We start from the raw sequence: 18,892 nt of genomic DNA, 5'->3' as shown, positions 1-18,892 counted from the left end.
TTTTCCTCTCTTAAAGCGCCGGAGCCTTCGCCGCATTGGCGTGGCCCGCCGTGGCAAGCAGTGCGCCCAGATAGGCGATGCCTGCCGTCAAAACGATGGCTGGTCCCGAGGGACAGGCCAGGTAATACGAAATCAGCAGCCCGATCACGCTCGATGCGCTCGCGACCAGCCAGGCCACGAGCAGCATGCCCGGCAGCGTGCGGGCGACGAGCCGGGCGGTGGCCGCCGGCAGCATCATTAGTCCTACGGCCATGAGCGTGCCCATCGCCTGAAAGCCGGCTACGAGGTTCATTACCGTCAGCACGGTGAAGCCGAGGTGATAGCGCATCACGCTCTTGCCTTGCCCGCCGAGGAAGGTCGGATCGGCGCTATCGAGTACAAGACCGCGATAATGCCACCCGAACCAGAGGAGCGTCACGGTCGCGATCGCGGCGACGAGGATGAGTGACGGATCGTCCACCGCGAGCACCGAACCGAAGAGCAAATGCATCAGATCGACACTGTTGCCCCATTTGGAGACGATCACCACGCCACCGGCCAGCGCCAGTAGATAGAAGCCGGCAAACGACGCGCCTTCGTCGAGCCGCGTGCGGCGGCTCGACAGCCCGGCGAGCAGTGCTACGAGCAGGCCGGCTACCATGCCGCCGCCCGCCATCCAGGGCAGCGACAGCCCGCCGACCAAGTACCCGACGGCCGCCCCCGGCAGTACCGCATGCGAGAGCGAATCGCCCATCAGGCTCATGCGGCGCAGCAGCAGGAACACGCCCACCGGCGTGCACCCGATCGACAGCGCGAGGCTGCCCACGAGGGCGTGCCGCATGAAGTCGAACTCCGAGAATGGGCCGACGAGCCAATCCAGCATCGTGCTCATCGAAGGCCGCCTCGCGGGGTAACGGCTGCACCCGGTGCCGGTGCGCCACCGTAGGCGGGGAGGCTGGAGGATGCCGATGCCGTGCCCGCCACGCGGGCGGTGTAGCCCCCGGCGCCCCACAGGCCCGTCTGCGTACCGCCGCCGGCGATGTCGGCAGACGGCAGTCCGCCATGCAGACACTGCGCCGGCGTGCCCGAGGCCACCAGGCGGCCGGCCATCACGGCGACATGCGAGAAGCGTTCGAGCACAAGCGGCAAGTCGTGAAGCACCGTGACCACGGTGCGCCCCTCGTTGCGCCATTGGTCCAGCAACGCGAGTAACAGTTCCGCCGACGGGACATCGATTCCCGTGAGCGGTTCATCCAGCAAAACAATGGGCGCGTCTTCCACGATCAGCCGCGCAAAGCGGGCGCGCTGCCATTGGCCGCCCGACAAGACTTCGAGAGGCTGAGCGCGTTTGTCTGCAAGGCCGACGCGGGCGAGGGCGTCGTGAGCCCAGTCGAATTCGCCGCGTCCGAGGCGGCGTGCGTCTCCCGTGCGCCGCCACGTGCCGGTCAACACATATTCCTCGACGCACATGGGGAACCGGTGATCGGTTTCGGGCCGTTGCGAAAGATAGGCCACCGGCCCGTCGCAAACGATCTTGCCCTTCGACGCCTTCTGCAAGCCCGCGAGCGCACGCAGCAGGGTGGTCTTGCCGCCGCCGTTGGGGCCAACGACCGCGGAGAGTACGCCGGGGGCGAACGTGGCGCTGACATCCTCCAGTGCCGTGTTCGGCCCGAAGTGAACCGAGAGGTCATGGCAGCCGATCATGACGCGACTCCTCGCAACGCCCAGAAAACGAGCGCCCAGAGCGGCACGAGCACGAACAGTGTCAGTGCCGTTCGTTCCCAGCCAGCGAGACGGTAGAGCCAAACGGAAAAACGGATCATGGGTGAGACGGGCGATGCCCAGACACAGATTGCAACTGTGTAATAAATGCAACAAGGTTGCATTATTGCATGAATTGACCCATGGCGCCGCTGGCATCGAGCGAGCGCGCCGGGCGGGGCAGAGCGTGTGTGAAACTTGCCGGGACACAACGCGTTACATATCAAGGCAACACATTTTGGCGAACCGGCGTAACATGGGTTCACGCCTGATCGACTGGCACGCTGTTCGCTTCATTCCAGAGATCGGCAATATGCAAGGCATCGATGAGACGGTGGCATGGTGCAGCGCGGTGACCCGAGTCAGCGTATCTGGAGAGGGGACCGGGAGGCGCCACCGGCAGCCGTCTCTGCCGAGGAGGTTCGCCCGTTCAGATAACCGGCCGTCTTCGACTTTCCGCCCGCGACACCCCGCGCCGACGCGTGATGATCGCACGACCTTCGCGACTTCGCGCAGTCGCGTCGCCTCGACAGGAAAGCACGCCGTCACGCGCCCACGTCTTCGCATTCGTCGACGTCGTCGGGCAGCCCACTTTTTTTCCGCAAACATTGATTGAACGTTGGGTAAAATCGCTGCCTGATAGGTAGGATTCCTTAATTAATTTTCGGCGTCTCGAAGCCCCTCGGAATGCAGACAAACCCGAGTGCGCAATGCGTGCGAGAGGGCAGGGAAAGCCGCTCGAATTCTGGTGTATTTTGATCTGCGTGCGCAGTGCGTAGATGAGGCGAAAACCCTTGTGGAATGCGGGTTGTCGGCAATGCTTAGCGATGCGGAAAATATCTAGCGACAGTTTTTTTGTTTGTGCATATGATGAGTTAACGGTTGCAATTTTCAGTGACAAGTTTAAAGTCAACCTAAACCGATTTTGAGTCGTTCATGTAAGGGAGGGGACAGTGCGAAAGGTTTCGCGAAAGTCGCTCCGGCATGCAGTGAGCCAGGTCGAAACCATTGCGCAGTCATCCGGGTCTTAGGCAACAGAGCGGACATCGTTTTGCGATGTTTTCCGATGAAGCGGGGGTGAGGCATATGGATATTTTCAGCCACTACACGACACGTTTCGAAGCACGCAAGGAAGAGGAATACAGCATCCAGGAGTATCTGGAGATCTGTAAGAAGGACTCGACAGCGTATGCGACGGCAGCCGAGCGTATGCTGAGCGCCATCGGTGAGCCCGAGCTTATCGACACGCACCACGACCCGCGGCTCTCGCGGTTGTTCTCGAACAAGATCATCAAGATCTATCCTGCCTTCCGTGAGTTCTACGGCATGGAAGACACGATCGAGCAAATCGTCTCGTTCTTCAAACACGCCGCGCAAGGGCTCGAAGAGCGCAAACAGATCCTGTACCTGCTTGGGCCCCCGGGCGGCGGCAAGTCGTCGCTGGCCGAGAAACTGAAGGCATTGATGGAGGACGTGCCCATCTATTGCCTGAAGGGATCGCCAGTGCACGAGTCGCCTCTGGGCCTGTTCTCGCCCGAGGAAGACGGCAAGATTCTGGAAGAGGACTTCGGCATTCCGCTGCGGTATCTGAATACGATTCCGTCGCCGTGGGCCACCAAGCGTCTGAACGAATTCAACGGCGACATCACCAAGTTCCGCGTGGTGAAGGTGCGTCCGTCGGTGCTGCAACAGATCGCGATTGCGAAGACCGAGCCGGGGGACGAGAACAATCAGGACATCTCGTCGCTCGTCGGCAAGGTCGACATCCGCAAGCTCGAGGAGTATCCGCAGGACGACCCGGACGCCTACTCGTATTCCGGCGGTCTGTGCCTGGCCAACCGTGGCCTGCTCGAATTCGTCGAAATGTTCAAGGCGCCGATCAAGGTGCTCCACCCGTTGCTGACCGCCACCCAGGAGGGCAATTACAAGGGCACGGAAGGGTTTGGTGCGATTCCGTTCGACGGTATCGTGCTCGCTCACTCGAACGAGGCCGAATGGCAGAGCTTCAAGGGCAACCGTAATAACGAGGCTTTCCTCGATCGTATCTACATCGTGAAGGTGCCGTACTGCCTGCGCGTGACCGACGAGGTGAAGATCTACGAGAAGCTCGTGAAGAACAGCTCGCTCGCCAACGCGCCGCGCGCGCCGAACGTGCTCAAGATGCTCGCCCAGTTCGCGGTGCTCACGCGTTTGAAAGAGCCCGAGAACTCCAACATCTTCTCCAAGGTTCGTGTCTACGACGGTGAAAACCTCAAGGATATCGACCCGAAGGCCAAGTCGTATCAGGAATATCGCGACTACGCCGGTGTCGATGAGGGGATGACGGGCATGTCCACGCGCTTCGCCTTCAAGGTGCTGTCGAAAGTCTTCAATTTCGACAATACCGAAGTGGCGGCCAACCCGGTGCACATGCTGTACGTGCTCGAGCAACAGATCGAGCGCGAGCAGTACCCCGGCGAAGTCGAAAAGCGCTATCTCGCCTATATCAAGGAGTATCTGACCGCGCCGTTTGTCGAATTCATCGGCAAGGAGATTCAGACCGCCTATCTCGAGTCGTACTCGGAGTACGGCCAGAACATCTTCGACCGCTACGTGAATTTCGCAGATCTCTGGATTCAGGATCAGGAGTATCGCGATCCGAATACCGGTGAGATTCTCGATCGTAACGCGCTCAACGACGAACTGGAGAAGGTCGAGAAGCCGGCCGGGATCACCAATCCGAAGGACTTCCGCAACGAGATCGTCAACTTCGTCCTGCGCGCACGCGCGAACAACGCGGGCAAGAATCCGCTCTGGACGAGTTACGAGAAGCTGCGGGCGGTCATCGAGAAGCGCATGTTCTCGACCACCGAGGATTTGCTGCCGGTGATCTCGTTCAACGCGAAATCGTCCAAAGAGGATCAGGAAAAGCACGCCAACTTTGTCAACCGAATGGTGGAAAAAGGCTATACCCCGAAGCAGGTTCGCCTGCTCGTGGAATGGTATCTGCGCGTGCGCAAATCCTCGTAAATCATCGGGGCCACTATGTCAGCAATCATCGACAGACGGCAAAACGGCAAGAACAAAAGCGCCATCAACCAGCAGCGTTTCATCAAACGCTACCGCGATCAGATCCGTCGCGCGGTGGCGAAGGCGGTGGGCGGGCGCAAGATTACCGATATCGATGGCAGCGGACAGGTCTCGATCCCGGTCAAGGACATTTCGGAACCGTTGTTCCACCACGGGCCCGGCGGGCGGCGGGAGATGGTGCATCCCGGCAATCGCGAGTTCGTGGTGGGCGACAACTTCGAGCGTCCGCAGTCGGGGGCGGGGGGCGGCGGAGGCCGCGCCAGCGACTCGGGAGAGGGTGAGGACGACTTCGTTTTCAACCTCTCGCGCGAGGAGTTCCTGAAATTCTTCTTCGAGGATATGGCCCTGCCGGATCTCGCCAAGCGGCGTCTCGCGCAGATTCCGGAGTTCCGCAAGGTCCGTGCAGGCTATTCGATCGACGGCACGCCGTCGAACCTGAACGTCATTCGTACGATGCGCAGCTCGCTTGGGCGCCGCATCGCACTCACGGCACCCTATCGCAAGCAGTTGCGCGAGCTGGAAGCCGAATACGCGGACATCGTCTCGCGCGAAGGCGATACGTCGCCGCGCGCGTTGGCGCTGGCGCACGAGATCACGCATCTGCGTACCCGTGTCGAAGCGATTCCGTACATCGAGAAGCTCGATCTGCGCTACTCGAACCGGGTCATGCAGCCGCGTCCGCAGGCGCAGGCCGTCATGTTCTGCCTGATGGACGTTTCCGGTTCGATGGATCAGAGCCGCAAGGATCTCGCCAAGCGCTTCTTCATGCTGCTCTATCTGTTCCTGCGGCATAACTATGAGCGCATCGATCTGGTGCTGATCCGTCACCACACCACGGCGAAAGAGGTCAACGAGGACGACTTCTTCTACGCGCGCGAATCGGGTGGCACGGTGGTCTCGAGCGCACTCAAGCTGATGGCGGAAATCATCGCGGATCGTTACTCGCCGAGCGACTGGAATATCTACGGGGCGCAGGTGTCCGACGGCGATAACTGGGACGGGGATTCGCCGATCTGCCGCGACATCCTGAATCAGACGATCATGCCGGCCGTGCAGTACTTCGCGTATGTGGAGGTAGCCAGCGCCGAGCCACAGAACTTGTGGAACGAATACCTGTCGGTCAAGCAGCAGCATCCGAATTTCGCGATGCAACGCATCATGGAAGCCGCCGAGATCTATCCGGTGCTGCACGACCTGTTCAAGAAGAAGGCGGCCTGAAAACGGTCCCGCGTCGATACCCCAACGAGGGCAACGAGGACGCATCATGGCGTATATATCCACCGGATCGGAATGGACGTTTGAACTGATTCAACGTTATGAGCACGAGATCGCGCGCATCGCGGCCGACTTCAAGCTCGACACGTATCCGAATCAGATCGAGATCATCACCGCCGAGCAGATGCTTGACGCCTACGCAACCGTGGGGCTGCCCATTGGCTACCACCACTGGTCGTATGGCAAGCACTTTCTGTCGTCCGAGCGCGGTTACAAGCGGGGACAGATGGGCCTCGCGTATGAGATCGTCATCAATTCGAACCCCTGCATCGCGTATCTGATGGAGGAGAACAGCATGACCATGCAGGCGCTGACCATCGCGCACGCCAGCTACGGTCATAACTCGTTCTTCAAGGGCAATTACCTCTTCCGCACGTGGACCAGCGCCGACGCCATCGTCGACTACCTGCTGTTCGCGCGCAATTACATTACCGAATGCGAACAGCGGTACGGTGAGCAGTCGGTCGAGTTGCTGCTCGACTCTTGCCACGCACTGATGAACTACGGTGTGGACCGGTACAAGCGGCCGAAGCGGCTGTCGCTTGCGCAAGAGCAGGCGCGTCAGAAAGAGCGGGAGAACTACCTGCAATTGCAGATCAACGATCTGTGGCGCACGTTGCCGCACCGCGCCTTGCACGATGACGACGAGGACGACGGGCTCGACCCCGGTGAGTCGGAAGACCCGCGTTTCCCCGGCGAGCCGCAGGAGAACCTGCTGTACTTCTTCGAGAAGAACGCGCCCAAGCTAGCCCCTTGGCAGCGCGAGATCGTGCGCATCGTGCGCAAGCTCGCGCAGTACTTCTATCCGCAGCGTCAGACCAAGGTGATGAACGAGGGCTGGGCGACGTTCTGGCACTACACGATCTTGCAGCAGCTCTACAAGGAGAAGCTCGTCAACGACTCGTTCATGATGGAGTTCCTGCACGCACACACGAACGTGGTGTATCAGCCGTCGTTCGACAGTCCGTATTACAGCGGTCTGAACCCGTATGCGCTGGGCTTTGCGATGTTCCAGGATATTCGCCGCATGTGCGAGACGCCGACCGACGAAGACCGCGAGTGGGCCCCCGACATCGCGGGCACCGACTGGCTCACGACGCTCGACTTCGCCATGCGCAACTTCAAGGACGAGAGCTTCATCCAGCAATTCCTCTCGCCGAAGGTGATTCGCGATCTGAAGTTGTTCTCCGTGCTCGATGACGACCGCGACAGCCGTCTGCGCGTGACCGCCATCCACAACGACACCGGCTATCGCGAAATCCGCGAGATGCTCGCGCAACAGTACAACCTTAGTCAGCTAGAGCCGAACATTCAGGTCTCGCATGTGGATCTGCACGGCGATCGCTCGCTCACACTGCGGCACGTGCAAAGCGATCGCAAGCCGCTGGACGAGGGCTTCGAGGAGGTGCTCAAGCACGTAGCGCGGCTGTGGGGTTTCACGGTGCGGCTGGAGACGGTGTTCGAAGATGGGCGCAGCGAGATGACGCATGAGACCAAGGTCGAGAAGCGGCGGCGCTATGCGTTGAGCGCGTGATGAAGATTCCGTTCGTCGCGCTCGATCACGTGGTGCTGCGCACCAATGACATCGCCCGGCTTCAGCATTTCTACATGGATATTCTCGGCTGCACGCTGGAGAGGGTGCAGGCCGATCTCGGGCTGGTGCAGTTGCGCGCGGGCGATGCGCTGATCGATCTGGTCGACGTCGCGGGCGAGATCGGCCGCCATGGCGGTGTTGCGCCCAGTCCGGAAGGACACAATCTCGATCACTTCTGTCTGCGCGTCGAGCCGTTTGACGATGAGGCCATTCGACAGGGGCTGGCCTCGCATGGCGTAACGCTGGGCGAGGTGGTGCAACGCTACGGTGCCCACGGCGAGGGGCCGTCGTGCTATCTCGTCGACCCGGACGGCAATACTGTCGAACTCAAAGGCCCACCGTCGCGCCCGAACCGCTGAGCGCCCGCACCTGCCTGCCTCCCCTCGCCGCGCTGCGTCAGCGCGTGCTCAGGCCGCCATCTGTCCTAGCACGCTTTGATCCCGCCCCTTATGCTTGGCCTGATAAAGCGCCTTGTCCGCGCGCTCGAGCATCGCGCTGATGACGAGCGGTTCTCCCGGCAACCATGACGCAATGCCTACGCTGATCGTGATCGCTTCGCCTTCCTCGCGCGCGGTCTGCGGTAGCAGTTCCGTGCTGGCGTGTTTGACCGATTCGCGAATTCGGTCGGCTACGCGAAGCGCGGCGTGTTCGTCGATCTCCGGCAGCACCACGGCAAATTCCTCTCCGCCCAGACGAACGGCAAAATCGCTCGGCAGACGGATGCAATGCTGAATCGTGTTGGCGATGCGCTGGAGCACGGCGTCGCCGAAAGGATGTCCGTAGCGGTCGTTCACCTGCTTGAAGAAATCAATGTCGATGAGCAGCACCGACAGCGGAATCGCCTGCTGCTGAACGCGCTCGACGACGAGGCGAATGCGGTTGTCGAAGTAACGCCGGTTGTAGATATGGGTAAGCGGGTCGATGAAGACTTTCTCGACCAGATCGGTGTTCGTGAGTGCGAGCGACTGATACTGCCGGGTGATTTCCCAGACGAGCGCGAGTGTTGCGACACCCGGCGACGCCAACGCAAGAAGGCGTGCGGCGTACCACTGGTAAGAGGCTTCGCTGGGGGCAGTCAGGCAGAGCAGCAATTGGCACAGCGAGATGGTGACGACCACCCACACGAGCAAGAACAGCTTGTGCGTCAGCCGGGTGACTGCCGCAACTCGCCACCACAGCGCGACGTAGGCGACGAAAAGCGCGCCGAGAGCGAGGGTCTCGATGCTCATGCCGCCGGCCAGATGCGGCGTAACGAGCGTGTGTCCGGCACCGACCAGCGCAAGCGATACCGTCACCCAGACGATGAGCACGACGGCACCGTAGCGCGCCGCTTCCGAATAGCCGGGACGTGTGTGCGGATCGGTACGCGTGAGCGAGTAACTGCGCACGCTCAGCATCACGTACACGGCGAAGCTGGTTTCGGCGACGAGCCAGAGCCAGAAGGGGGCGCGCGTGACGTGAGAGGTGATGCCGGCAAGCTGATTCGCAAGCAACACGCCTTCGGTGAACATGAAGAGTCCGCGCAGCAGGAATGCGCATCCGAATTGCGCGAAGTACCGTTTGCCGTTGTAGAGATACTGCACGCCGAGCAGGCAGGCCGTCGACAGATTGAGAATGCCGCCGGCCGAGACGAGGAAGAACGTCAGTAACGGATTCACCGCGCCTTCGAGCGCGCGCGCGAGAAATCCCGCGAGGGTGAGCGCGGCGCACGCCACCAAGATCGTGGTCGCGGCAACGCGATTGCCCTGTTCGGTACGGCTGATGGTACTTTTCATAGTTGTTATTCGCCGATCAACGACCTCGTGCGTGCCTCGCGCACGATTGCCTTTTACCGTTCAACTATCGCCCCCGCGACTGGCCGCAAGGTCATCGCCTTACGTTACCGTCCCGGTTCCCCGATTTCGCGCTAAATAGTTGAAAACTAAGATAAACGTTGGAGAATACACGAGTTTCCCTGGGTTGGCATCCGTTTCGAAGGGAGGGCGTCGATTTCCCGTTCGACCCGCCGGGAAGCGCGAATCAGAGACGATTTTTGCACTGTTTTCCGGCGCGCGAAAGCACCTTGTTACCTCGCGGGGCAATAATGTCTGCGGCACGTCGATCTGCTGTGCGAAATATCGAGATGACGAAATTCGGGACGTGACCCCCAAGACACCCGCGGCGCCTGTGATGACGGGGGATTGCCGAGTGTGCAATTAATTCGTTATCCGATTTATATGAGGAATATGTGATGTAATTTTCCTGAAAATACGTGGGATTTATCGCGATAAAGCGGCTGGCGGGTTGGCATCGACGCACTATCTGTACTAGAATTAAAAAAGCCAATCGCTGTGATTGGTCCATAGAAACAGCAGAAAAAGCGTCGCCGGTGTTCCTCATTGCGCCAGCGGCCGGTTCCATCACTCAATGAGTTTGTGCGGTAAAACACTCGCGCGTTTTCAATAAGCGTGCACCGAGAGGCCCAGGCGCCCAGAGCGTCGAAAGCTCGTCTCTCATGTCGCATTTCGCGACGCCTGGTTCGTCACCGTTGTCTTCCACAGACCTTCGGAGCGAACACTTCACAATTTGCAAGGCAGCTAACAGTTGTCATGCTTGTTTGACCGCGTTGTCACGCGGGGCGACTGCTATTGCCTCGCGACAGCGCTGCCAACCCATTCAAAGGGAGCATGAACGTGGCGAAGCAGTATCGCATTCTCTATTTGGCCGGCTTCGGGCTGCTCGGCGTGGCCGCAGCCGTTACCGGCCTGGTGTATTGGCTGGGCGTCGACACGCTTGTCAAATACCGGGGCGACTTGGTGTATTACACCCAACAGCATCTCAAGCTCGTGGCGATATCGATGGCGATGGCCATTGCTGTCGGCGTGCCCGCTGGCGCGCTGATCTCGCGGCCGAAGTTCGCGAAGCATGCCGAGCGCGCTGTACAGATTTTCAATATCGGCAACACACTGCCGTCGCTTGCCGTGCTGGCATTGTCGATGGCCGTGCTCGGCATCGGCGACCGGCCCGCCATTCTGGCGCTGTGGCTTGCGTCGCTGCTGCCGATCGTGCGCAATGCCTACGAAGGCTTGCGGCAAGTGCCGCCCGCGTTGCGGGAATCGGCACGCGGCATGGGCATGACGCCCGCGCAGGTGCTGTTCCGTGTGGATCTGCCCAATGCCATGCCGGTCATCGTCGGTGGCATTCGCACTTCCCTCGCGATCAACGTCGGCACTGCGCCGCTCGCGTTCCTGATCGGCGCTGACAGTCTGGGACAACTGATCTTCCCCGGCATTTATCTGAACGACCCGACGAAGCTGCTTCTCGGCGCTGCCGGGACTGCGCTGCTCGCACTCGTACTCGACGGCATCGTTGCCTTCACGAGCGGGCTCTGGTTCGCACGTCACGGCGCCCCGGCGCGCTAAGACCAAGGAGACCCCAAGCATGCAAGTTTCATTTCCTCATACGCTCGCCGGTGTCATGCCGCGCTGGATGCGGCTGCTGGGCGCGGCTTGTCTCGCACTCGCCGCGCTCGGTGTGATGGCCACGAGCGCCACCGCAAATGCCGCAACGCTCACCGTCGGCGGCAAGAACTTCACCGAGCAGTTGATTCTCTCCGAGATGACCGCTCAGTACCTGCGCAGCAAAGGGTATGACGTCGAACTCAAGAACGGCCTGGGCAGCGTGGTCATGCGCCAGGGACTGGAGAGCAAGCAGCTCGACATCGCCTGGGAATACACCGGCACGTCGCTGATCGTCTACAACAAGATCACCGAGAAGCTCGATTCGCAGCAGGCCTATGAACGCGTGAAAGCACTCGATGGCAAGATCGGCATCGTCTGGCTCAATCCGTCGGCGCTCAATAACACCTATGCCTTCGCCATGCCGGGCAAGATCGCCCGCGAAGAGGGGGTGGAAACGGTTTCGCAACTCATCGACAGATTCCGCGCGAATCCGAAGATGTTGTTTGCCTTCGACATGGAGTTCGTCGGCCGCGCCGATGGTCTCGAGCCGATGGAGCAACTCTATGGCTTCCATCTCGAGCGGCCCAACATCAAGCAGATGGACCCGGGCCTCGTCTATACGGCGCTTAAAAACGAGCAGATCGACGCCGGTCTCGTCTACACGAGCGATGGCCGCAACAAGGGTTTCGATCTGAAGGTGCTGGCCGACGACAAGGGCTTCTTCCCGGCATACGCAGCCACACCCGTGGTGCGCAAGGAAGTGCTCGATGCCAACCCCGGGCTTGCCGACGAACTGAACGCGCTGTCCGCGAAGATCAACAGCGAGAACATGAGCAACATGAACGCGAAGGTCGACATCGACCATCGGGCGGTGTCGCGTGTGGCGAGAGACTTCCTCAAGCAGGAAGGGCTGGTGCAGTGATGGCAATGCTGTCGTTGCGCCCGATGTTACTGAATGAGGAGTCCCATGATTGAATTCTTGACGCATAACTGGCACCGCCTCCTGACCCTGACGGGGCAGCATGCGTGGCTGGTGGCCGCATCGGTCGGGGCCGCCATCGTGGTTGGCGTGCCGCTGGGCGTGCTCGTCACGCGCTTTCGCTGGTTGTCGGGTGCCGTGCTTGGCCTGGCGACCGTTGTTCTCACCATCCCGTCGATCGCGCTGTTCGGTCTGATGATCCCGGTCCTGTCGGTCTACGGCATGGGCATCGGGCCGGCACCGGCCGTTGCGGCCGTCTTCCTGTACTCGCTGCTGCCGATCATGCGCAACACCAGTCTCGCGTTGCGCCAGATCGATCCGAGCATTCGCGAAGCGGGTATCGGCATTGGCATGACGTTCTGGCAGCGCCTGCGCCTGGTGGAACTGCCGCTGGCCGTGCCGGTGGTACTGGGCGGCGTGCGTACCGCCGTCGTCATGAATATTGGCGTGATGGCCATTGGCGCCATCGTCGGGGCCGGCGGTCTCGGGGTGTTGATCACCCAGGGGATCAGCCAGAGCGATACCCGGCAGCTCGTCGTGGGTGCGGTGCTGGTGAGTTTGCTCGCCATCGTGGCCGACACCCTGTTGCACCGCCTGCAGCGCGTGCTGACACCGAAAGGAATCCGAACCGTATGATCACACTCGACAATCTCACCAAAAGCTTCGTCCAGAAGGACGGCACCCCCGTGACCGCAGTCAACTCGGTCAGCCTTGAAGTGCCGCCGGGCGAAATCTGCGTCTTTCTCGGCCCGTCGGGCTGCGGCAAGACGACCACACTCAAGATGATCAACCGGCTGATCAAGCCGACGTCCGGGCGCATTCTGCTCAATGGCGAAGACACCGGCAACATCAACGAAATCGAACTGCGCCGCCACATCGGTTACGTGATCCAGCAGATCGGTCTGTTCCCGAACATGACCATCGAAGAGAACATTACCGTCGTGCCGCGCTTGCTCGGCTGGGACAAGAAGCGTTGCCGCGAGCGCGCAACGGAACTGATGAGTATGGTGGCGCTCGATCCGAAGCGCTATCTGTCGCGGTATCCGCGCGAGCTGTCAGGCGGACAACAGCAGCGTATCGGCGTGATCCGCGCACTGGCAGCCGATCCGCCCGTGCTGCTCATGGACGAGCCGTTCGGCGCCGTTGATCCGATCAACCGCGAGTCGATTCAGAACGAGTTTTTCCAGATGCAGCGTCAACTGGGCAAGACCGTCATCATGGTCAGCCACGATATCGACGAAGCGATCAAGCTGGCCGACCGCATCGCGATCTTCCGTCAGGGACGTCTGGTGCAGTATGCGCAACCCGATGCGCTGCTGGCACGTCCGGTCGACGAGTTCGTGGCGAGCTTCGTGGGACATGACCGAATTCTGAAGCGTCTGTTGCTGGTGCGCGCAGAGGATGCGGCGACGCCGCAGCCGACCGTCAAGCCGCAGACCACGCTGGCCGAGGCCTACGGCATGATGGACGAACTCGATACGCGTTCGCTGGTGGTCGTTGACGAGAACGCACGCGCACTGGGTTACATTGCGCGCCGCGATACGCGTCACGCGCAGGGGACGTGTGGCGAGCGGGTGCGCGACTTCAAGGCGTCGGCCGTTGCGGCCGACAACTTGCGAGTGCTGCTCTCACGCATGTACGAACACAATCTGGCGTCGCTGCCCGTGCTGGGCGATGACAACCAGTATCTCGGCGAGGTGACGCAGGATTCCATCGCCGACTATCTGAGTTCGGGCAAGTCGCGCGGTAATGGCGGCGGCACCATCATCGCACCGCCGTTGCCTGGCGCATCGAGCGTGGTCGCCAGCGTTCCGTTCGGGGCGGCGGCGTAAGCCGGCTGGCGTCTTGTGGCGGTCGCGCATCGCGTCGTCGATCGGACGGGCGTCGTTGACGTTCGTCCGGCAAGTCGGAGAGTGACGGCCTGGCGCGGCCGTCATTCTTGCGTTCACACGCCCGGTGGGCGGTTGGGGTAATCGGTAGCAAGGAGTTGCGCAATGACGTGGGAAGCAATGATGGCGTGGTTCGAGAATGCACCCTGGGCGCGGATGGCCGGGGCGTTGGCGCTACTGGCCGGTGTGGCGCTGCTGGTGCAGGCGGTGGCGCAGGTCCTGATCGTTCGCGTGGTGCGCATCGTCGTGCAGCGCACGGCCAATCGCTGGGACGACGCGTTGCTTTCGCATCGCGTGTTTCATCGCGCCGCGCGCATCTTGCCGTATCTCGTGATTCAGTTCGGTATCACGTGGGTGCCGGATCTTGCGCCGAAGGCTGTGATGGTGATCGGCAACCTTGCGCTCGCTACGACGCTGCTCCACGCGACGCTCGCCATTGCCGGCATTCTGGACGCGGCGCAAACGGTCTATGCGCTCTCCGAGCATGCACGTACGCGTTCGATCAAAGGATACGTTCAGTTAGGCAAGATCGCGTTGTATGTGGTGGCGGCGATCGCCATCGTGGCGACCATCGTCGACCGCTCGCCGTGGCTGCTGCTCTCGGGGCTTGGGGCAATGTCGGCGGTGCTGTTGCTGGTGTTCAAGGACACGATCATGTCGTTCGTTGCCAGTGTGCAACTGACGTCGAACGACATGCTTCGCGTGGGCGACTGGATCGAGATGCCGCAAGTCGGCGCCGATGGCGACGTGGTGGATATCGCGCTGCACACGGTGAAGGTGCAGAACTGGGACAAGACGATCACGACCATTCCGACGTGGCGGCTGATTTCCGAGAGCTTCCGCAACTGGCGTGGCATGCAGCAATCGGGCGGGCGCCGTATCAAGCGCACGCTGTTCGTCGACGCGGGCAGCGTCGGCTTCCTCGACGATGCAGAGATTGAGCGCCTGTCGAAGCTGCATCTGCTCGGGGCGTATCTGATGGACAAGCAGCGTTCGTTGGCGGATGCGAATGCGGCGCTGGGTACGGCGGCGGGGGTGCCGGCCAACACGCGACGTCTGACGAACATCGGCACCTTCCGGGCGTATGCGCTGGCCTACCTGAAGACGCATCCGAACATTCACGATGGCATGACGTGCATGGTGCGCTCGCTCCAGCCGTCGGCAACGGGAATTCCGATCGAGCTGTACTGCTTCACGAACACCACGGTGTGGGCCGAGTACGAACGCGTGCAGGGTGATGTCTTCGATCATCTGCTCGTGATCTTGCCGGAGTTCGGTTTGCGCATGTACCAGAACCCGGCCGGTGCGGATCTTTTGCGCTGGCAAGGGCCGCGGGTGGCCTGATCCTCCCGCAGGAGCCCTTGCCGATTCAAGGCAACGATCGAACGCGATGACGCGCGGAAGTTACACCGCCGATTCGTCGAGCGTCGGATAGTCGATGTAGCCGCGGGCGTCGCCGCCGTACAGCGTATCGCGGTCCAGTTCGTTGAACGGGCCGCCGCGCTTGAGGCGTTCCACCAGATCCGGGTTGGCGATGAACGGTTTGCCGAACGCGATCAGGTCGGCCAGATTTTCCTTGCGCGCCTTTAGCGCGAGCGCGAGATCGTAGCCGTTATTGGCCATGAACGTGCCCTTGAAGATGCGATGCAGCTTCTGCAGATCGAAGCCGTTCTCGACTTCACGCGGACCACCCGTCGCGCCTTCGACCACGTGCAGGTACACCAGACCGAAGCGGTTGAGTTGCTCGACCGCGTACGTGAACACCGGCTCCGGGTTACGGTCGCCGCAATCGTTGGCCGGGCTGATCGGCGAGAGACGAATCCCCACGCGCTCGGCGCCCCATACGTCGACGACCGCCTGCGTGACTTCCAGTGTCAGACGCACGCGATTCTCGATGCTGCCGCCGTACTGGTCAGTGCGATGGTTCGTCTTGTCGCGCATGAACTGGTCGAGCAGATAGCCATTTGCCGCGTGGATTTCCACGCCGTCGAAACCGGCGCGTTTCGCACACTGCGCTGCATGACGGTATTGCTCGACGATGCCTGGGATCTCGGACGTCTCAAGCGCGCGCGGCGTTGGATGCGGTTCGAAACCGTGCTCGGTGAACGCCTTGCCCGCCGGCTGAATCGCCGACGGCGCGACCGGCAGTGCCCCGCCAGGTTGCAGTGACGGGTGCGAAATACGACCGACGTGCCAGAGTTGGCAGAAAATCTTGCCGCCCTTGGCGTGCAACGCATCAGTCACCTGCTTCCAGCCGGCAATCTGCGCTTCGGTATAAATGCCCGGCGTGAACGCGTAGCCTTTGCCCTGCTGGGAAATGTTGGTGGCTTCACTGATGATGAGGCCGGCCGAGGCGCGCTGGGCGTAATACTCGGCAACCATCGGGCCCGGGACGTCACCAGCACCGGCGCGACTGCGCGTGAGCGGTGCCATGACAATGCGGTTACTCAGTTCGAGGGGGCCAAGCGCGTACGGCGAAAAGAGATCGGTGTCCAGCGTGGCCAAGGGAGTCTGTTGCGAGTCCATCATTGCTGAAGTCCTGTGAAAGTGGGGGGATGCTGTGCTGCACAAAACTGGCACAGGTTACGACTTTTTCTCTGGTCGTGCAGACGACCTCAACGCCGGAACGGCCAGGCACATTTGTCGCCGGATGCGCTCTGTTTCAGGCCCCGGCCGCCACGGGGCGCTTCGGTGCGTGCGGTGCAATACGCAGCACCATGAGCGCGCCGAGAATGCACACGCCGCCCGAGAGCATCGAGGCCATCGTGTAGTTACCCAGCGTGGCGCGCAGCGAACCGGCGACAAGTGTCGCCGTCGCCGCACCGAGTTGGTGGCCGGCGACGATCCAGCCGAATACGATCGGGGCCATCGCTTTGCCGAAAACATCGGTCGTCAGACGCACCGTCGGCGGTACCGTGGCGATCCAGTCCAGACCGTAGAACAAGGCGAAGAGCGGAATGCCGAAGAAGTCGAATCCGAACGCATACGGCAGATAAATCAGCGACACGCCGCGCAATCCGTAGTACCAGAACAGCAGCACACGGCTGTTGTAACGATCCGAGAGCCAGCCCGACGCCGTAGTGCCCACGAGGTCGAGCACGCCCATGGCCGCCAGAATGCCCGCACCCTTGACCTCGGAGAGGCCGTAATCGCCACACATCGCGATGAAGTGCGTGCCGATATAGCCGTTGGTGCTCGCGCCGCAAATGAAGAAGCTGAAGAACAGCAGCCAGAAGTCGCGCTTGCCCGCCGCCATGCGCAGTGCCGACAGCGCAGTCTTGAGCGGATTGCCTTGGGCGAGCGGCGTGTCGGCGGCGTCTTCCGGCGCGCCGACCGGGCGCAGGCCGACCGACCCCGGACGCTCTGGCACGAGGAATGCCACGAGCGGCAGCACCAGCGCAGCGACCAGCCCCACGATCAACACCACCGGACGCCAGCCGTAGCTCTCGGTGATCGCGGCCATGATCGGCAGAAACACCATCTGGCCGGTGGCGGAGCTGGCGGTGAGAATACCCATCGCCAGACCGCGATGCGTGTGGAACCAGCGGTTCGATACCGTTGCCGCCAGCGTCACGGCCGCCACGCCCGTTCCGCCGCCCACCATGACGCCCCAGATCAGCACCATCTGCCAGGGGGCCGTCATCAGCGATGAAAGCGCCGTGCCCGACGCGAGCAACAGCAGGGCCACCATCACCGTCGGACGGATGCCGAAGCGCTGCATGGCAGCCGCAGCAAACGGGCCGGTCAGACCGTAGAGCGCCAGGTTGACGGAAATCGCCAGCGAGATCGTGGCGCGGCTCCAGCCGAAGTCGTGCTCGAGCGGCACCATCATGACGCTCGGCGTCGCGCGAATGCCCGCCGAGGCGAGCAGGACCAGGAAAATTACGCCGACAACGATCCAACCGTAGTGGAAGCGTCCGTCAATGCGCCTTGCAAGTGCAGCCTTCATGGCGGAAATCCTTGCTGGGGTTCGGTGTTGTCTGCCGAACCGGGAACGTTTGCGAGAACCGGGATGTCTACGTTCATCGGCCGTCATGTGACAGACCGGTAACATGAGGTTGCCATGTTATGAACCGATCGGTAACATGTCAAGTATTCCTTTGTGGCGGCGGGGCTTTGTCCCGCGTCGCAAATTTCTGCTTTTGGGGAGCGCCAGGCAATGGCCAAATCGACAACGACCGTACCGCCCGTAAGGCCTGACATGTCGGACCCGGCGAACGCGGGCGTGGCAACGGCAGCCAAAGGCGATGGCAAGGTTGCGCCGTCGAGGCGTCGCAGTGCGGCGTCGCGCGCGGGCAAGGCCGCGCGGCATGTCACACCGGCGCCCGTCGCGCAGCAGTGTTTGCTCAATGCGGCCGTGGAATTGTTTCACGCGGAAGGCGTGCGTGCCGTCGGGGTGGATGCCGTTGTCAAGCGCGCCGGTGTGAACAAGATGTGCCTCTATCGTCAGTTCGCATCGAAGGACGAATTGATTCTGGCGTACCTCGATCACATGCAGACGATGAGTCTGGCGCGTATCGACGAGAGCATCGCGAAACGGGCGGGAGAGCCGCGCGCACAGATGTTGCAAATCTTCGTGGATCTTTCCGAGCGGGCGAGCAAACCGGGCTATCGCGGCTGCCCGTTCGTCAATGTGGCGGCTGAATTCCCCGACCCGGCGCATGCGGCGCGCAAGTTGGTGGTGGACTACAAGGCGGAAGTGGTGCGGCGCTTCACGGCACTCGCCACGGCCGCCGGCTTGCAGAAACCGGCGCCGCTGGTCGACGCGTTATCGCTCATTCTCGAAGGGGCTTACGCGGCGAGCCAGACCTTCGGCGTCGGCTCGCCGCCGCTGCGCATCCTGCCGGCCGTGGCGCGCCGGATCATCGAGGCGGGGATGGCGGGCGAGTTGGACGCGGCCTGACGC

General features: G+C 61.6%; 15 protein-coding genes. 10 read left to right on the top strand and 5 right to left on the bottom strand.

The window, feature by feature from the left end; translation table 11 throughout:
• Positions 1-10 precede the first annotated feature (10 nt).
• A complete protein-coding gene (locus tag C266_RS24555; RefSeq protein WP_010804025.1) occupies positions 11-871 on the bottom strand; it encodes a metal ABC transporter permease in 861 nt (286 codons plus the stop codon).
• Positions 868-1,683, bottom strand: coding sequence for a metal ABC transporter ATP-binding protein (locus C266_RS24550; protein ID WP_010804026.1), 816 nt, complete (start codon positions 1,681-1,683; stop codon positions 868-870). Before C266_RS24550 ends, C266_RS24555 begins: the two co-directional genes overlap by 4 nt.
• A 1,143-nt stretch (positions 1,684-2,826) precedes the next feature.
• Here C266_RS24550 and C266_RS24545 point away from each other — a divergent pair.
• The 4 genes from C266_RS24545 to C266_RS24530 are packed head-to-tail and all read left to right on the top strand — an operon-like array spanning position 2,827 to position 8,037.
• Positions 2,827-4,749: a PrkA family serine protein kinase gene (locus tag C266_RS24545; RefSeq protein ID WP_010804027.1), complete on the top strand. Its 1,923-nt coding sequence runs from the start codon at positions 2,827-2,829 to the stop codon at positions 4,747-4,749.
• A gap of 15 nt (positions 4,750-4,764) precedes the next feature.
• On the top strand, positions 4,765-6,027 hold the full coding sequence (locus C266_RS24540; RefSeq protein ID WP_010804028.1) for a YeaH/YhbH family protein: 1,263 nt from the start codon (positions 4,765-4,767) through the stop codon (positions 6,025-6,027).
• Positions 6,028-6,073: 46 nt separating this feature from the next.
• Positions 6,074-7,618, top strand: coding sequence for a SpoVR family protein (locus tag C266_RS24535; protein ID WP_010804029.1), 1,545 nt, complete (start codon positions 6,074-6,076; stop codon positions 7,616-7,618).
• Complete coding sequence (locus tag C266_RS24530; protein WP_010804030.1) at positions 7,618-8,037, top strand: VOC family protein; 420 nt, start codon at positions 7,618-7,620, stop codon at positions 8,035-8,037. Before C266_RS24535 ends, C266_RS24530 begins: the two co-directional genes overlap by 1 nt.
• Before the next feature lie 48 nt (positions 8,038-8,085).
• Here C266_RS24530 and C266_RS24525 read toward each other — a convergent pair whose 3' ends face one another.
• On the bottom strand, positions 8,086-9,453 hold the full coding sequence (locus C266_RS24525; protein ID WP_010804031.1) for a diguanylate cyclase: 1,368 nt from the start codon (positions 9,451-9,453) through the stop codon (positions 8,086-8,088).
• An 891-nt stretch (positions 9,454-10,344) separates the two neighbouring features.
• On the opposite strand from C266_RS24525, the gene C266_RS24520 reads away from it, so the two are divergent.
• The 5 genes from C266_RS24520 to C266_RS24500 all read left to right on the top strand — a co-directional run bounded on the left by C266_RS24520 (position 10,345) and on the right by C266_RS24500 (position 15,330).
• Positions 10,345-11,079, top strand: a complete 735-nt coding sequence (locus C266_RS24520) for an ABC transporter permease (protein ID WP_010804032.1) — start codon at positions 10,345-10,347, stop codon at positions 11,077-11,079.
• Positions 11,080-11,098: 19 nt separating this feature from the next.
• Positions 11,099-12,040: a glycine betaine ABC transporter substrate-binding protein gene (locus C266_RS24515; protein ID WP_010804033.1), complete on the top strand. Its 942-nt coding sequence runs from the start codon at positions 11,099-11,101 to the stop codon at positions 12,038-12,040.
• Positions 12,041-12,085: 45 nt separating this feature from the next.
• Complete coding sequence (locus tag C266_RS24510; RefSeq protein WP_010804034.1) at positions 12,086-12,733, top strand: ABC transporter permease; 648 nt, start codon at positions 12,086-12,088, stop codon at positions 12,731-12,733.
• Entirely contained in the window at positions 12,730-13,929 is a 1,200-nt protein-coding gene (locus C266_RS24505; RefSeq protein WP_010804035.1) for a betaine/proline/choline family ABC transporter ATP-binding protein, read from the top strand. Before C266_RS24510 ends, C266_RS24505 begins: the two co-directional genes overlap by 4 nt.
• Positions 13,930-14,091: 162 nt before the next feature.
• Complete coding sequence (locus C266_RS24500) at positions 14,092-15,330, top strand: mechanosensitive ion channel family protein (protein WP_010804036.1); 1,239 nt, start codon at positions 14,092-14,094, stop codon at positions 15,328-15,330.
• Between the two features lie 60 nt (positions 15,331-15,390).
• Here the strand turns inward: C266_RS24500 and C266_RS24495 are convergent, their stop codons facing one another.
• Complete coding sequence (locus tag C266_RS24495; protein ID WP_010804037.1) at positions 15,391-16,515, bottom strand: alkene reductase; 1,125 nt, start codon at positions 16,513-16,515, stop codon at positions 15,391-15,393.
• A 133-nt stretch (positions 16,516-16,648) separates the two neighbouring features.
• Positions 16,649-17,935 carry an MFS transporter gene (locus C266_RS24490; protein ID WP_010804038.1) on the bottom strand — a complete coding sequence of 429 codons (1,287 nt, stop codon included), beginning with the start codon at positions 17,933-17,935 and terminating at the stop codon, positions 16,649-16,651.
• Between the two features lie 252 nt (positions 17,936-18,187).
• Here C266_RS24490 and C266_RS24485 point away from each other — a divergent pair, with 252 nt between their 5' ends.
• On the top strand, positions 18,188-18,889 hold the full coding sequence (locus C266_RS24485) for a TetR/AcrR family transcriptional regulator (protein ID WP_010804039.1): 702 nt from the start codon (positions 18,188-18,190) through the stop codon (positions 18,887-18,889).
• The last annotated feature ends 3 nt before the right edge of the window (positions 18,890-18,892 follow it).

Source organism: Pandoraea sp. SD6-2, assembly GCF_000389825.1.
GTDB lineage: Bacteria > Pseudomonadota > Gammaproteobacteria > Burkholderiales > Burkholderiaceae > Pandoraea > Pandoraea communis.
Note: the sequence above shows the minus strand (reverse complement) of the source record. Positions and strands in the feature narration are given on the sequence as shown.

Excerpts from the sequence above, each read along its gene's own strand:
- C266_RS24555 (WP_010804025.1), bottom strand. The coding sequence starts at position 871 with ATGAGCACGATGCTGGATTGGCTCGTCGGCCCATTCTCGGAGTTCGAC.
- C266_RS24550 (WP_010804026.1), bottom strand. The coding sequence starts at position 1,683 with ATGATCGGCTGCCATGACCTCTCGGTTCACTTCGGGCCGAACACGGCA.
- C266_RS24545 (WP_010804027.1), top strand. The coding sequence starts at position 2,827 with ATGGATATTTTCAGCCACTACACGACACGTTTCGAAGCACGCAAGGAA.
- C266_RS24540 (WP_010804028.1), top strand. The coding sequence starts at position 4,765 with ATGTCAGCAATCATCGACAGACGGCAAAACGGCAAGAACAAAAGCGCC.
- C266_RS24535 (WP_010804029.1), top strand. The coding sequence starts at position 6,074 with ATGGCGTATATATCCACCGGATCGGAATGGACGTTTGAACTGATTCAA.
- C266_RS24530 (WP_010804030.1), top strand. The coding sequence starts at position 7,618 with ATGAAGATTCCGTTCGTCGCGCTCGATCACGTGGTGCTGCGCACCAAT.
- C266_RS24525 (WP_010804031.1), bottom strand. The coding sequence starts at position 9,453 with ATGAAAAGTACCATCAGCCGTACCGAACAGGGCAATCGCGTTGCCGCG.
- C266_RS24520 (WP_010804032.1), top strand. The coding sequence starts at position 10,345 with ATGAACGTGGCGAAGCAGTATCGCATTCTCTATTTGGCCGGCTTCGGG.
- C266_RS24515 (WP_010804033.1), top strand. The coding sequence starts at position 11,099 with ATGCAAGTTTCATTTCCTCATACGCTCGCCGGTGTCATGCCGCGCTGG.
- C266_RS24510 (WP_010804034.1), top strand. The coding sequence starts at position 12,086 with ATGATTGAATTCTTGACGCATAACTGGCACCGCCTCCTGACCCTGACG.
- C266_RS24505 (WP_010804035.1), top strand. The coding sequence starts at position 12,730 with ATGATCACACTCGACAATCTCACCAAAAGCTTCGTCCAGAAGGACGGC.
- C266_RS24500 (WP_010804036.1), top strand. The coding sequence starts at position 14,092 with ATGACGTGGGAAGCAATGATGGCGTGGTTCGAGAATGCACCCTGGGCG.
- C266_RS24495 (WP_010804037.1), bottom strand. The coding sequence starts at position 16,515 with ATGATGGACTCGCAACAGACTCCCTTGGCCACGCTGGACACCGATCTC.
- C266_RS24490 (WP_010804038.1), bottom strand. The coding sequence starts at position 17,935 with ATGAAGGCTGCACTTGCAAGGCGCATTGACGGACGCTTCCACTACGGT.
- C266_RS24485 (WP_010804039.1), top strand. The coding sequence starts at position 18,188 with ATGTCGGACCCGGCGAACGCGGGCGTGGCAACGGCAGCCAAAGGCGAT.